We start from the raw sequence: 13,909 nt of genomic DNA, 5'->3' as shown, positions 1-13,909 counted from the left end.
TTGTTTGTATGCTTACAAGGTTGTTGTTTTGTTGTGTACGTTCTGACCGTTGATCAGCGTAAGTCCAGGACACGCGAGGACCTCGTAGGTCCCGTCATGGACGAGCTCAACAAGGACGCCCTGCGGCCATTGGTTCTCCCGTTCGACCGAACGGCAGGGGATGAGATGCAGAGTCTCATTGATGATGCCTCCGTAACGCTGAGCATCGCTATGGAGTTAGCAGTGAGTGGGCAGTGGAGTGTTGGCATCGGCATCGGCGAAGTGCGAAAGCCTTTGCCGAGTATTACGCGCGCCGCCTCAGGAGAGGCGTTCGAGCGAGCCCGCGAGGCAGTCACAGCGGCTAAGAATGCTTCCGGGAATATCGCCGTGTCAGGTCAGAATCCGATGGCTGCACAGGCGGAGGCATTACTACAGTTGCTGGTCTCCGTGGCGAGGAAGCGCAGTGCCATGTCAGTCGAGGCTGGTATCCTCAGCGACCAGGGCCTGACGCAGCAGCAGATTGCGCGTCAGTTGGGGATCAGCCAGCAGGCCGTCTCCAGCAGGCTGCAGAGTGGATTGTGGCAGGAATCGAGGAGGGTTCGTGCGGTCGCAGAATCCCTTCTGGAAGGTGCAGATCTGTGAGTCTCGCCAGCCTGATTCTGCTGTGTCTGGCTGCCCTCATTGCGGTACCTATGTATGGGGAGCGGTTCCATGGCAAGGGGAACGCCCGGTTGTATTCGCTCAGTGCCATTTCGCTTCTCTGGCTGGGGGTAGCCGCGTTGCTGGCCAGCATCAGCGAGGGTGGCCTCGGAGCCGGCGTCTATGCATTTGCCGTGGCCGCCGCTGCGGTGGGCGGCGGACCGCTGACCGTCAGTATCCTCACACTGTCCTTCAATGCCTTACACCCGGAGAACAGGGAGAAAGCGGAGAAGGAACCCGTCCTGCGCGGCGGTGCTTGGATCGGCGTACTGGAGCGGACAGGCATCTCAGTGACGCTGCTGGCTGGCTGGCCGGAAGGACTGGCAGTAGTGCTGGCGGTGAAAGGCCTGGGTCGATACTCCGAACTGGGCCAGTCCGGAGCCGCAGAGCGATTCATCTTGGGAACCTTTGCCAGCGTGCTGTGGGCCGCGGCCGCCAGCGGAATCGCCGTATTGCTCCGGTAGGAGGCGCGGCGCTGCTTGGCGTCGTCGTTGTTCGTAGGGCTGGCGGCGACGGGCGGGGGAGCGGTGCCATTGCGGTTGAACCGGACGTATGACATAAAAGGCACATGACCGCCGTCGACCGCATCCAGGCAGAAGTGTTTCTTAGCTGCTCGGTTGCCCATGCGTGGACAGTGTTTGTGCATGAAAAAGGCCAATGGTGGCCGGAGATGGACTTCTGGCCCGTTGCCGGCTCGCTACTGACGGAGCACTGGGAACTGGATGGCGTTTCGTTCCAGGCCACCGGAGTGGTCGAAGACGTGGTGGAGGGGCGCCGGCTCGTCTTCTCATGGCGTGAGGGCGATTGGGAGCGGCCGACTACTGTCGAGTGCACCTTTGATTCAGACGGAACGGGCGCACGGATCTGCCTCACTGAATCAGGTTTCGCAGCGCTCTCTGATGGAGAGTCACTTGCCGCCGATCATCGTGCCGGTTGGGCCTATCACCTGCAGACGCTCAAACAGCACGTGGACGAAACCAAGACGCCGCATGGCGTGGGGGAGAGGCAATCAACAGAGGGAGTGCCGGGGCAGCCGCCTTCATGACAGACCACGAGGCTGGATGGTGTCCGGTATTTACGGCGGTTGTTTCGGAGAGGTGAGGACGGCACGAGGTTGACGACCACGACCAACGTCTCCGTGGACGGCGTGATGCAGGGGCTCGGCGGACGTACGAGATCTTCGCCGGCTACTGGGGAGCGGTGGCCGATCCGAGCACCAACCCGATCGCTGCCGCGCTGAACAGCCGGCCCAAGTACGTCGCATCGACCAGCCTCGCCGACCCGCAGTGGACGGGCACGACTGTCCTGCACGGAGACGTCGCAACGGCCGTCGGTGATCTGAAGGCACATCAAGGCGGCACACTGCTAGTGCCCGGCAGCGGCGCTCTCGTCTGATGTCTGCTCGCCAACGACCTGGTCGACCAACTCGACCTGCTCACCTATCCCGTCGTCGTCGGGCAGGGCACACGACTGTTCCCCGACTCCGGCCCGAATGTCGCGCTCGAGCTGATCAGTTCGCGGACCACGTCCCGGGGCATAACCATCCAGAGTTACCGGCCTCTCGGACGTCCGGAGTACGTAACGTCTACTGTCGACCCGGAGGACGTGTTCTAGCTGCACCGAACCGCACGCCTACGGAGACCGTTGCCGCAGGTGGCCTCTTCTACGCGTCCGGAAGCGGCATTATTAAGCGCCAGCCAATCAAAGGCTGGACGGTCCCGGCGACTTTGGATGGTCAGAGGTTGTGGGTGGGGCCAGGCGTGTCGTCGTCCTCCAACGGCTGCAGTTCGCTGTCCTGCGGGTAGAGGTTGGACCCGGTGCGGTCCTTTAGGGTCAGCGTTGCGATCAGAGAGGCCGCCACGAGCAGGAATAGGTACGTCGAGACGGCGACCGTGGTGTTGAACGTGCCCACCAGGGCGGTGGCGATCGTGGGGGCGAAGGCCCCGCCGAGTACAGCGCCCATGGCGTAACTGATGGAGGCGCCACTGAGCCGGATGCGGGCCGGGAACAGCTCGGCGTACAGGGCCGGCAGCGGTCCGTAGGACAGGCCCATGACCGCGCCGAAAACCACCAGCGCGGCGACGACGAGGCTCATCTCGCCGGTGTCGATGAGCAGGAAGAGCGGGTACAGCCAGGCGAGCATGCACGCCCATCCGATGATGTACATCTTGCGCCGGCCGATGCGATCGGAGAGCACCGCGGAGACCCAGGTTGAGATCATCCAGGCCACCGAACCGAGTGTGATGATGTTGAGGATGGCATCGGCGTTCATATCCAGGCGTGTGGTGGTGTAGCCGAGGATGAAGCCGCCGGTGAGCATGTAGCCGGCGGCGTTATTGCCCATGAAGATGAACGTAGCCTGAATAACCTTTTTGGGGTGGTGGCGGAAGAGGGTGGACAGCGGCGCCGTCTCGGTCTGTTTCGTGGCCTCCATCTCGTGGAACACCGGAGACTCCTCGACCCGGGTGCGGATGTAGTGGCCGATCAGGATCAGCACGAAGCTCAGCAGGAACGGCACCCGCCAGCCCCAGGCCAGGAACTGTTCGTCTGTGAGCGCGGCGGCGAAGACGGCCGTGACCCCGGAGGCCAGGAGCATCCCGGCCGGTACGCCGAGCTGCGGAAAGGCCCCGAACCGGCCGCGGCGTTCGGCCGGGGCATGTTCGACAGCCATCAGCGCCGCCCCGCCCCATTCGCCGCCGGCCGAGAATCCCTGGATGATGCGCAGGATCACCAGCAGGATCGGAGCCCACACCCCGATGGTGGCGTAGGTAGGCAGGACGCCGATGAGGGTGGTGCCTAGACCCATGAGGATCAAGGTGATGATCAGTACTACCCGGCGGCCGTACCTATCGCCCACCCGGCCCATGATGACGGCTCCGAGGGGGCGGAACAGGAAGCTGATGCCCACGGTGGCGAATGAGACGATCGAAGCCATGGTCCCCTGCAACGGGGAGAAGAACAGCGGGGCGAGGACCAGGGCGGCGGCGTTGGCGTAGATGAAGTAGTCGTACCACTCAACCGTCGTGCCGATCATGGTGGCCCCTGCCACCCTGCGCTGTTGCGGGGTCATGCGCGCGGTGCCTGTCGATCTGGTGTTCACGAGGGCTCCTTCGTCCGGAAGCGACGGGCGCGGGCGGGGAGGGCCGACCGCCGATTGTCTGTCAAGAGGTGGCGGACAGGATGATGGCCGGCGTCATTGCCCGCTACAACGCCAGTCTACGGCTTGTGCGCCGCCGAATGATAGGGCGCTCAGCTCCCGGACGAGACGGAGACCATAAGCGCCATGAACGACCGGGGGCCGTGATGCGTCCCGGCCGGAGTTCGATCACGATCCGGCCAAGAACCTAATCATTCGACAGTGCATCTGGCAAGATTGCGAGCATGATCGAGATGCCTCGGCCACCTGAGCCTCCCACCCTGCCACAGGAAAAAATCCGGGAGCTGATCGCCTATGCCGACGGGATGGCCGTATTCATGGAGGCTGAAGTAGAACTGATCAACGAGCTCGGCAGGTCGACCACCGGGAACGACTTGGCACGGATTATCGAGGGCTGGAAGTTCGCCGCCCTGGCCCTGCGTGAAAGCTACGACGGACAGCTCTGAGGCGGGCAACTGGTCCTTCCGGTCAGCGGGCCACGCCATCAAGTGCGTCCTATGCCCCGCGCCTGCCGCGGAAGCGAACGTGGAGCGTCGCAAAAATAGGGCCGATTACCACGCGGTCACTGAGCTGTTGGGGGAGACCAGCGGCCCGGCCTTCGTCGTCTTTCGGCCGTGGAGCAGAGGGCAGAGTACGGGGAGAAGCTCAACATCTCACCAAGTTCGGCGCTTCCGCGAAGCTGGATAGCGCCGCCTGGGGCGACTTTCCTGCCGCAGACCGTGACGCGCGACCCGGACGCCACCATCTGGAGGTCAAGGAGCAGAGTGGCAAGGACATCTGGCTGTGGGGGAGCTTGGAGCTCACCCGAGAAGCCGCGAGTGACGCAGGTGGCGGGCAGCGCCATAGGGGGAGTGCAGGCGAGACGTGCCTTCCTCGGCAGGCCGCTTCAGTATTAAAGTGCCAAGGAGCGGTGATCTACCTAACCCCGAGAAGGAGTCGAGATGCGCAAGTCCGCGGCAGCGATCTGGCAAGCTGTGCATTCCGAAAGGCGGCGGCTCGCGGCTGATCTCACTGAGCTGCGCGACGACCAGTGGCGCGTCTCCTCTCTCTGCCCGGGATGGGATATCCACGATGTCCTTGCGCACCTGGTCGACACTGCACTAACAAGCCGGGTCTCCTTTGTCCGTGACCTGCTGATCGCCCGCATGGACTTCGACCGGGCAAATGAGAACGGCATTGCCCGAGAGAAGCGGGAGGATCCGCAGGACACAATCGGCGCGCTACAGGAAGCTGTATTGCTCAGGCGCACACCGCCGGCGAACCTCGCAACACGCCTGGTCGAGGCCATTGTGCACGGCGAGGATATACGCCGGCCTCTGGGCATTGCCGGATGCTACCCAGAACGTGCCGTCGCCCAGGCACTGGACTACCAACTGCGCACCCCTGTCTCCTTTGGAGGTGGACGCGAGCGTGCAGCTGGTCTGCTGCTGATCGACCGGAAGACCGGCGGGGCGTGGGGGCAGGGTGACGAGGTTGAGGCCGACTCGATCGACCTGCTGCTGGCAGTCTCCGGGCGCCTGGTGCCGCAGGAGAGGCTCAAAGGAACCGGCGCATCCCGACTGGTCGCGGCGGCAGCAGTCACGTCAACTGCGCACGAATCGCGTCACCGATGAGAAGTGGACGAAGCGTTATGACGCGATGGCAGAACGACCGGCTCTGGGCGTTGGCGCACGCCGAGCGAGCCGCCCTGGCAGAAGACCTGGCGGGCCTCAGCGCAGAGCAATGGAGGCGCGGCACATTGTGCGGACATTGGGATGTCGAGCAGGTCGTGGCCCACCTCACGGCCGCTGCCAGCTTGAACCAGTGGCAGTGGCTTCGCAGCATGCTCGGCGCGCGTTTCCGCCCCCACGTGCATAACCAGCGTCGGCTGACCGAGCGGTGCGGCCAAACACCGGCAGAAACGCTGGACCTGTTCCATACTGTTGTCGAAAATACAACGGCACCTTCCGGACATATACCCGCCTACCTTGGCGAGGTTGTCGTGCACGCCCAAGACGTCCGCCAGCCCCTGGGGATTCACCGTGCACCGAGTGTCGAGGCGCTGACACCCGTGGCCGAATTTTTCGTCCGCCGCGACTTCACCGTTGCCAGCCGGACGAACGTCGCCGGTCTGCAGTTGCGTGCAGATGACGGACTGTTCGTCGCAGGTAGCGGTCCTTTGGTGACCGGTTCGACCCTTGCTCTGGTGATGAGCATGGCCGGCCGCGAGATTTATCTCGACGAGCTCGATGGCCCGGGCGTGCAGACCCTGAGGATGCGCCTCCAAGGTGCCAAGGGCTTCTCGTCAACGTTCAGAACCATCCGGGAGCACGAGGGCGAGCCTGAGTGATTGCACCAGATGCGAAAGCCAAACTGCTACTTGACATAATGTAGATTATCGGCGAATTATTTGAGCGGCTGGGAGTGGCGGAATATCAGTGTTGCTCAGTGGCATTCAGGCGATGCGGTGAGAACTTGGTTCCGTCAGACGGCAACGCTGCACAGTAACTTTGCTGATGCTATTCACGGTGCGATTCGTGCAGCCAATCAACGACGACGATTGATCGCGTTACTTTGCATAAACGGTATTTTGGACATCTGCTTATGTGGTTGTCCGAGCATGAACCAGATGAACCTCGAAGATGCTGGTTTGGCCGGCTTTTGCGGGGATGCCGGCACACTTGTGGCAATCTACTGCAATACAGCCGCACCGTGAGGGCCGTACGCCAGGCTTGCTGACTTAGATAGCCCCCAACCAGAACAACTTGACATAACTATTACAGCACCTCTGTCCGCCCGGCCCCGCCGTCGTCGTCGTTCGACTCGGCAGGTCCTGGGGTCCGGTTGGATCGCAGGACCTGCCGAGCAATTTACTGCGGGGCCTTCTTCAGATGGCGAGCAGGTGAGGGACATGTCGTAGTGGTGATCCGGGATGTCAGCGCCGCCATTCAGGGGGCGTTGCCCCACCACTCCCCCGGCCAAACTGCCGTCAGGGCGGCGACGCCGCACAGCACAGTAGCCGCCGCCCTTGGAGATCAAGCGCCCACGTAGGCCGCGAGGTGCTCGCCGGTGAGGGTGGCGCGGGTGGCAACAAGGTCAGCGGGTATTCCCTCGAAGATGAGCCGCCCGCCGTCGTGGCCGGCGCCGGGGCCGAGGTCGATGATCCAGTCGGCGTGCGCCATGACCGCCTGATGGTGTTCGATGACGATGACCGATTTGCCGGCGTCGACGAGTCTGTCGAGGAGGCCGAGCAGTTGCTCGACGTCGGCCAGATGCAGCCCGGTGGTCGGCTCGTCGAGGACGTAGATGTCACCCTTTTCCGCCATCTGCGTCGCGAGCTTGAGCCGCTGCCGTTCGCCGCCGGAGAGCGTGGTGAGGGGCTGGCCGAGGCTGAGGTAGCCCAGCCCGACGTCGGCGAGCCGGTCGAGGATTTTGTGGGCGGCAGGCGTGCGTGCTTCGCCCTCGTTGAAAAACGCCTCGGCTTCCGTCACCGACATCGCGAGTACTTCGGCAATGTTCCGGCCACCCAGCGTGTATTCCAGCACTGCTGCCTGGAAACGCTTCCCCTCGCAGTCCTCGCAGGTGGATTCCACAGTGGCCATGACGCCGAGGTCGGTGTAGATGATCCCGGCGCCGTTGCAGGTGGGGCAGGCGCCTTCGGAGTTGGAGCTGAAGAGCGCGGGCTTCACGCCGTTGGCCTTCGCGAAGGCCTTGCGGATCGGCTCGAGCAGGCCGGTGTACGTGGCCGGGTTGCTCCGTCGCGAACCGCGGATGGCGCCCTGGTCGATCACCACCACGCCGTCGCGGCCGGCAACCGAACCGTGGATCAGCGAGCTCTTGCCGGAGCCAGCTACGCCCGTGACGACACACAGCACGCCCAACGGGATGTCGACGTCGACGTTCTGGAGGTTGTGCATCGACGCGCCGCGTACTTCCAGCGCGCCGGACGACGGGCGCACTGCTTCCTTGAGGCTCGCCCGGTCATCGAGGTGTCGGCCGGTGATGGTCTCACTCCCCCGCAGCCCCTCCACGGAGCCCTCGAAACAGACGCTGCCGCCCGCCGTGCCGGCGCCGGGACCCAGGTCGACCACGTGGTCGGCGATCGCGATCGTCTCCGGCTTGTGCTCCACAACGAGCACTGTGTTGCCCTTGTCCCGCAGCTGCAGCAGCAACTGGTTCATCCGCTCGATGTCGTGCGGGTGCAGGCCGATCGTCGGTTCGTCGAAGACATACGTGACATCGGTGAGCGAGGACCCGAGGTGGCGGATCATCTTGGTGCGCTGTGCCTCTCCCCCAGACAGGGTGCCAGCCGGCCGATTAAGCGAGAGGTAGCCCAATCCGATCTCCTTGAAGGAGTCGAGCAGATGCTGCAGCCCGTTGAGCAGTGGGGCCACCGAGGGCTCATCGAGTTTCCTGATCCAATCGGCGAGATCGCTGATCTGCATCTCGCAAAGGTCTGCGATGTTCTTACCCTTGATTTTGGAGGACAGGGCTTCCTGGCTCAGCCGGGTGCCGTTGCACTCGGGGCAGGTCGTGAAGGTCACGGCGCGCTCCACGAACGCACGGATGTGGGGCTGCATTGCCTCGACGTCCTTGGAGAGCATCGACTTCTGGATCTTGGGAATCACGCCTTCAAAGGTGAGGTTGACGCCTTCTACCTTGATCTTCGTCGGCTCCGAGTAGAGCAGCTTGTGGAGCTCCTTCTTGGAGTACTTCGCGATCGGCTTGTCCATGTCCAAACCGGCGCCACTGAAGATGCGTCCGTACCAGCCGTCCATGCTGTAGCCGGGAACCGTGAGCGCTCCTTCAGCCAGCGACTTGGTTTCGTCGTACAGCGCCGTCAGGTCGAAATCGTTGACGGCGCCCATGCCCTCGCACCGCGGGCACATGCCGCCCAGCCGGTTGAAGGTCGCCTTCTCTGCCTTGGTCTTGTTGCCGCGCTCGACGGTGATCGCTCCGCTGGCCTTCACCGTGGGAACGTTAAAGGAGTAGGCATTGGGCGAGCCGATGTGCGGGTCGCCAAGCCGGCTGAAGAGAATGCGCAGCATCGCGTTGGCATCGGTGGCGGTGCCGACGGTGGAGCGCGGATTGGCGCCCATCCGCTCCTGGTCGACGATGATCGCCGTTGTCAGGCCCTCCAGATAATCGACGTCGGGGCGCGCCAGCGTCGGCATGAAGCCCTGCACGAAGGCGCTGTAAGTCTCGTTGATCATGCGTTGGGACTCCGCCGCGATCGTGGCGAAGACCAGCGAACTTTTGCCCGAGCCTGAGACGCCGGTGAACACCGTCAACCGGCGTTTCGGGAGCTCGACGCTGATGTCTTTGAGGTTGTTCTCGCGTGCGCCCTGTACGCGGATCAGGTCGTGGCTGTCGGCAACGGGCAGCGCAGGCGACTGGGTGTCCGTGTTGGTGACCATGCTCATCGTGTCTCCATCTGTCATGCGGAGACGCCTCTGCTGTCTTCGACGGCGTCGTCCGAATTGGTCTGACCAGGTTCGTGCAGTGCTTCAACGGTCCACTGTCTACCTTAATCGACGACGCCGCCGTCGTGATTGGACCCTACGATGGCTGCATGTGGACCGGCCGGCAGCTCCTGCCGTTACAGGCCAGGAGATGGCAGGGATTCCTGCTGCTTCTGCTGGCGGCTTTTTCGCTGGCATCCTGCGGTTCCGGGAATCCGGAATCCCCTCGCGATGCCGCGTCCCCGGACCTGTCCGGCGGGCAATCCGCGCAGCAGGACGGGCTGCCGGCCACCGTCGAGCAGCTGAGCGCGTCTGTCGGGGCCACGGACGGCAGCAACAACGACGACGACGTTGTGCTGCTGACAGTGGCGAATAAGTCCGAGGCTACCGTGCTTGTGCTTGCCGTGACTCTGTACTCACCGCGCTTCAGCGGTGGTACGGACTGGGTGCCGGACAGGGCCGGCGGAACACGGCTCAGCCCCGGGGACAGCCTGTCCGTACCTGCATCCTTGCAACCGGTCCGCTGCCAGGAGGACCCGGATCACTCTGAGGCGACCATTGCCATCACCGTGGACCGGGCCGAAACGGGATCGCTGACCGTGGAAGTCGCCGCCGCCGATCCCCAGGGTGTGTTGGAAGCCCGTTACCAGTACCACTGTTCCAGCAAGGCGTGAGCTCTGTTCCATCAGTTCGTGAGCAACGCGGCGCAGGCACCGCACCGGCAGCCTCCGCCCAGGCCGCCGATCGCCTGGGCCGTGGATAGGATCGAGGCTGACGGACATTACCGGAACGGATGGAGAAACCGAATCGTGTCAGCACTGAAGGCAGCAGACATCCGCGCAGCAGTGGCAGCAGTGCTGGAGCGGGAGCAGCTGCCCCAGATTGTCCAGCTGGGACACCCGGTCCTGAGGCAGGCTGCGGTTCCCTATGACGGCCAGATCGAGGACGCCGAGCTCCACGCCCTGCTGGAGCTGATGCGCCGGACCATGCATGCCGCACCGGGCGTCGGTCTCGCGGCGCCGCAGATCGGCATCCCCTTGCGCCTGGCGGTATTGGAAGATCCCGCCACCGTGGGGCCCGAGATAGCCGGCGCACGCGAACGGCAACCGCTGCCGTACTTTGCCGCGATCAATCCGCACGTCCGCGCCATCGGCGAGCACACGGCGTCGTTCTTTGAAGGTTGTTTGTCCTTCGCAGGCTACCAGGCCGTCGTGGAGCGTCACCGGATAGTGGAGTTCGAATATCTCCGCGCGGACGGAACGGTCAGGACCGAAGAGTTCACCGGCTGGCAGGCACGCATTGTGCAGCACGAAACAGACCACCTTGACGGCGTGGTCTACATCGACAAGGCCATCACGCGCTCGCTGTGCACCAGCGCGGAATACAGCAGCCGCTGGGCACAGCCGACCATCGAGCGCGCCCGCGCGGAACTGGACTTCTGAACTTAGCCGGCGGCGGGCTCCAGTTCCGCGGCTTCGCGGGACTCGGGCTGCCCAAGCCGGTTGCGGGCGGTGGGCAGGTAGGTGGCCCACCAGCGCAGGATCTCGCCGAACCGCTGCTTGCGGTGCCAGGGCGTCCCGGTGCGCGAAAGCTCGTGGTTCTCCCCCGGGAAAATCAGCAGCTGGGCCGGCACACCGCGCTGTTTGAGCGCTACGTAGTACCGCTGGGCCTGCTCGAGCGGGCACCGCAGGTCTTCTTCCGAGTGGATGATGAGCGACGGCGTCTGAACGTTGCCGATCTGGGCAAACGGGTTCTGGCTGCGGATGCACTCCTCATCGGTCCCCGTATATTCGCCGGAGAAGAACCAGCCGATGTCGCTGGATCCCACGAACGATGGCGGATCCAGATAGCCGCGCTCAATGATCGCGGCCGCGAAACGGTGGTCCTGGGAGATCGTCCAGGCGGTGAGGTAGCCGCCGTAGGAACCGCCCATCACGCCCATCCGGTCGCGGTCCAGCTGCGGATACTTCGCCTGCGCCCCCTCCAGGAACGCGAGCACGTCCACCAGGTCCACGGTTCCCATGGCCTCCTTGATCGCCCGGCCGTGCGCCTGCCCGTAGCCGGCAGCACCACGCGGATTGCACATCAGCACGGCATACCCGGCCTCCACATAGACCTGGGCCTCGTCGAAAAGCCCCCAGCCGTATTGGGCAAAGGGCCCGCCGTGAATGTTCAGCAGTACCGGATGCGGCCCCTCCCCCTCCGGCAGCAGCACCCAGCCGTGCACCGGGTACCCATCGGCCGCGGTAAAGGTTTCCTCCCGCAGTTCGGCCAGCGGCGACTCGGCACGCAGGGCGGACGAAAAATCGGTGAGAACCTGCAGCCCCGCGGCGGTCACGAGGCCCACGTCCCCGGCGGTGCCGGGATCGGTAAAACTCACCACGAGCGCACCGCCGGCAGCACCTGCCCCGGTCACCTGGCGTTGACCCTCCACCAGAACCTGCAACTCTCCAGCGGCGTTCAGACGCAGCAGTTCCACAGATCCGCGCGTGCTGTTCATAACGACGACGGCGTCATCCGCCACCGCGACCAGCTCGCCGCCGGTAGCGCTCAGGTCCATCGTCTCGGCGTCGGTCAGCCTGCGGGCCGGAGCACTGGTATCCGCGGGCGCCACATAGAGGCCGGTGTTTCGTGCCACGAAGTCCATGCCGCTTTCGCCGAGTTCGCTGCCGAGGAAGAACAGCCAGCGGCCGTCGGGGCTGGGCGCCGGCAGGTCTGCGGTAACCCGCGCCGTCGGCTGGTCCTGCAGGTTCGTGTGCTTGCGCAGATCCAGACCGTCCGTGTCGATGGAGTAGATGTCCGAGACCAAATCGCTGTCGGCCTCTGTATGCAGGGCGGCGCTGAAGTAGATGCGGCCGCCGTCCGCTGAGAAATGCGGCGACTGGTGGTCCGCCGTGCCGTGGGTCAGCTGGACCGGTTCCGGCACCGGCTGGAACTTGCGGCCCTCATCTTCAGCCTGCTTCTTCGCCCGGCCTGTCGGGGTTATCGGTGGTTCGGCCTGCAGATCGGGCGCATCCAGGCGGAAGAGCTGGGCGCGTTTGTCGTTCGTGTAGCCGGCTCCGTTCAGGCGGAACTTATAGCCCGTGATCAGCCGGGCGTCCTCGGCGTCGGCGCCAAGTCCCTCCACGGTGCCGTAACGTCCTTCTTCCGGTACCGGTGCGGCAAAGACCAGACTCGCCGAATCGGGCGACCACGCAAAGCCGGAGACCCCGAGCTTCCGGTCAGTCAACTGGACCGGTTCCCCTCCGCTGCTCTCGACGGCGAAAAGCTGGGGCGCTTCCCCAGGTGCAGCGCGCAGGAAAGCCAAGGCGCCGCCGTCGGGCGCGTATTTCGGGGCGGTATCACGGAAACCGCGGGTCAGGCGCCGCGGTGCACCGCCGTCGTCGTCCAGCGGTATCTCCCACAACTGTCCGACGTAAGCGTCGGCAGCGAAGTCCGGGCGGGTAACGGACACCACGGCGAGGTTCCCCTCGGGATGGACGGACGGCGCGGAAACGGAATTAAGTAAAACGATCTCTTCAGACTTCATCTTTGTGAGCTTAGTCTCAGGCCGGTCGCTTGGGCGAGTCACCTTTCGGTAACGCCGGCGGCCGTCGTCTCGCTAGGATCGGTTTATGCCTTCACTCAGCGTGCCCTTGGAATCGGTCGACCTCCTGCTGTGCCCGGTGTGCGCGGAGGACATGCGGCCCAACGAGGATTCGGTTGCGGGTGGGATCAGCTGTGCCGCAGGCCATCGTTTCGACGGCGCCAAACAGGGCTACGTTAACTTGCTGACTGGGCGCGGTACGTCTTTCATCCCGGACACTGCAGACATGGTTGCGGCCAGATCCGCCTTCCTGGACGACGGACATTATGACCCGTTGCTCCAGCAGGTCGCCGGAACCGTTTCGGCACTGCTGGAAGGCGTCGAACGGCCAGTCATCGTCGATGCCGGGGCCGGCACCGGCCATTATCTGGCTGCCGCCCTTGGGGCCGTGCCTGCAGCCAGGGCGGTGGCGCTGGATCTGTCCAAGTTTGCCCTGCGCCGCGCAGCGCGTTCGGTTCCGCGGGCGCTGTGCCTGGTGTGGGACCTCTGGCGGCCCCTTCCCCTGGCCGGTGGTGCCGTCGATCTGATCATCAACGTTTTCGCCCCGCGCAACGCCGAAGAATACGCGCGGATCCTCAAACCCGGGGGCCATCTGTTGGTGGTAACCCCGGCGCCAGGGCATCTCGACGCCCTGCGGGCACGGCTCCCCCTGCTTGCCGTCGACGACGACAAGTCTGACAGGCTTGCTGCTGCCCTGGCACAGGACTTCACACCGGTGTCCGCGGACTCCCTGTCGGTGCCCATGCAGCTCAAGGGCGAAGATATACGGAATGTGGTGATGATGGGCCCGAACGCCCACCATGCCGGCGCAGCTCTTGAGCAGCGTGACGGAGCAATTGTGCTCCAAGACCCGGAGACACCGCTGGCGGTCGACGCCCGGTTTACCCTCAGCGTTTTCCAAAAGGGCGCCCGCTAGCGGCGTAGGCACGAGGCGCATTTCCCGTGCTGTGCCTGCTGTGGTCACGAGTTGGCCACAGTTTCCGCGCTACAGCGAAGTTCGGGCTGGAAAGCGCCACAATCGCCGGCAAATCGGGCATGATGGTGCTG

Annotated in this window: 14 protein-coding genes; 11 read left to right on the top strand and 3 right to left on the bottom strand. The window is 64.3% G+C overall.

What is annotated here, in order from left to right; all coding sequences use genetic code 11:
* The first annotated feature begins 96 nt into the window (after nt 1-96).
* The 5 genes from B0G38_RS15665 to B0G38_RS15645 all read left to right on the top strand — a co-directional run bounded on the left by B0G38_RS15665 (nt 97) and on the right by B0G38_RS15645 (nt 2,292).
* The gene (locus tag B0G38_RS15665) at nt 97-621 is read left to right on the top strand and encodes a SatD family protein (RefSeq protein WP_264670262.1); all 525 of its coding nucleotides are present in this window, start codon (nt 97-99) and stop codon (nt 619-621) included.
* Nucleotides 618-1,142 carry a hypothetical protein gene (locus B0G38_RS15660; RefSeq protein ID WP_264670261.1) on the top strand — a complete coding sequence of 175 codons (525 nt, stop codon included), beginning with the start codon at nt 618-620 and terminating at the stop codon, nt 1,140-1,142. The genes B0G38_RS15665 and B0G38_RS15660 overlap by 4 nt, the downstream gene beginning before the upstream one ends.
* A gap of 104 nt (nt 1,143-1,246) precedes the next feature.
* Entirely contained in the window at nt 1,247-1,723 is a 477-nt protein-coding gene (locus B0G38_RS15655; RefSeq protein ID WP_264670260.1) for an SRPBCC family protein, read from the top strand.
* Nucleotides 1,724-1,878: 155 nt separating this feature from the next.
* A complete protein-coding gene (locus tag B0G38_RS15650; RefSeq protein ID WP_264670259.1) occupies nt 1,879-2,073 on the top strand; it encodes a dihydrofolate reductase family protein in 195 nt (64 codons plus the stop codon).
* 3 nt (nt 2,074-2,076) lie between these two features.
* Nucleotides 2,077-2,292, top strand: coding sequence for a dihydrofolate reductase family protein (locus B0G38_RS15645; protein ID WP_319801258.1), 216 nt, complete (start codon nt 2,077-2,079; stop codon nt 2,290-2,292).
* A gap of 121 nt (nt 2,293-2,413) precedes the next feature.
* Here the strand turns inward: B0G38_RS15645 and B0G38_RS15640 are convergent, their stop codons facing one another.
* Nucleotides 2,414-3,778: an MFS transporter gene (locus B0G38_RS15640; RefSeq protein WP_264670258.1), complete on the bottom strand. Its 1,365-nt coding sequence runs from the start codon at nt 3,776-3,778 to the stop codon at nt 2,414-2,416.
* 281 nt (nt 3,779-4,059) lie between these two features.
* Between B0G38_RS15640 and B0G38_RS15635 the strand changes: the two genes are divergently transcribed.
* The 3 genes from B0G38_RS15635 to B0G38_RS15625 all read left to right on the top strand — a co-directional run bounded on the left by B0G38_RS15635 (nt 4,060) and on the right by B0G38_RS15625 (nt 6,164).
* Nucleotides 4,060-4,281 carry a hypothetical protein gene (locus B0G38_RS15635; RefSeq protein WP_264670257.1) on the top strand — a complete coding sequence of 74 codons (222 nt, stop codon included), beginning with the start codon at nt 4,060-4,062 and terminating at the stop codon, nt 4,279-4,281.
* A 495-nt stretch (nt 4,282-4,776) separates the two neighbouring features.
* Nucleotides 4,777-5,448 (top strand): maleylpyruvate isomerase family mycothiol-dependent enzyme, encoded by a 672-nt coding sequence (locus B0G38_RS15630; RefSeq protein WP_264670256.1) that lies wholly within the window; start codon nt 4,777-4,779, stop codon nt 5,446-5,448.
* A gap of 17 nt (nt 5,449-5,465) precedes the next feature.
* Nucleotides 5,466-6,164: a maleylpyruvate isomerase family mycothiol-dependent enzyme gene (locus B0G38_RS15625; protein WP_264670255.1), complete on the top strand. Its 699-nt coding sequence runs from the start codon at nt 5,466-5,468 to the stop codon at nt 6,162-6,164.
* 685 nt (nt 6,165-6,849) lie between these two features.
* On the opposite strand, the gene B0G38_RS15620 is transcribed toward B0G38_RS15625, so the two are convergent.
* On the bottom strand, nt 6,850-9,237 hold the full coding sequence (locus tag B0G38_RS15620; protein WP_264670297.1) for an excinuclease ABC subunit UvrA: 2,388 nt from the start codon (nt 9,235-9,237) through the stop codon (nt 6,850-6,852).
* Nucleotides 9,238-9,386: 149 nt separating this feature from the next.
* Here B0G38_RS15620 and B0G38_RS15615 point away from each other — a divergent pair, with 149 nt between their 5' ends.
* On the top strand, nt 9,387-9,950 hold the full coding sequence (locus B0G38_RS15615; protein WP_264670254.1) for a hypothetical protein: 564 nt from the start codon (nt 9,387-9,389) through the stop codon (nt 9,948-9,950).
* A gap of 135 nt (nt 9,951-10,085) precedes the next feature.
* On the top strand, nt 10,086-10,718 hold the full coding sequence (locus tag B0G38_RS15610) for a peptide deformylase (protein WP_264670253.1): 633 nt from the start codon (nt 10,086-10,088) through the stop codon (nt 10,716-10,718).
* A 2-nt stretch (nt 10,719-10,720) separates the two neighbouring features.
* Here the strand turns inward: B0G38_RS15610 and B0G38_RS15605 are convergent, their stop codons facing one another.
* Nucleotides 10,721-12,805, bottom strand: a complete 2,085-nt coding sequence (locus tag B0G38_RS15605; RefSeq protein WP_264670252.1) for a S9 family peptidase — start codon at nt 12,803-12,805, stop codon at nt 10,721-10,723.
* A gap of 85 nt (nt 12,806-12,890) precedes the next feature.
* Here B0G38_RS15605 and B0G38_RS15600 point away from each other — a divergent pair, with 85 nt between their 5' ends.
* Nucleotides 12,891-13,778: a putative RNA methyltransferase gene (locus B0G38_RS15600; RefSeq protein ID WP_264670251.1), complete on the top strand. Its 888-nt coding sequence runs from the start codon at nt 12,891-12,893 to the stop codon at nt 13,776-13,778.
* Nucleotides 13,779-13,909 lie beyond the last annotated feature (131 nt).

The organism is Crystallibacter permensis, assembly GCF_025960875.1.
Classification (GTDB): domain Bacteria; phylum Actinomycetota; class Actinomycetes; order Actinomycetales; family Micrococcaceae; genus Crystallibacter; species Crystallibacter permensis.
This window is presented reverse-complemented; position numbering and strand designations above follow the sequence as displayed.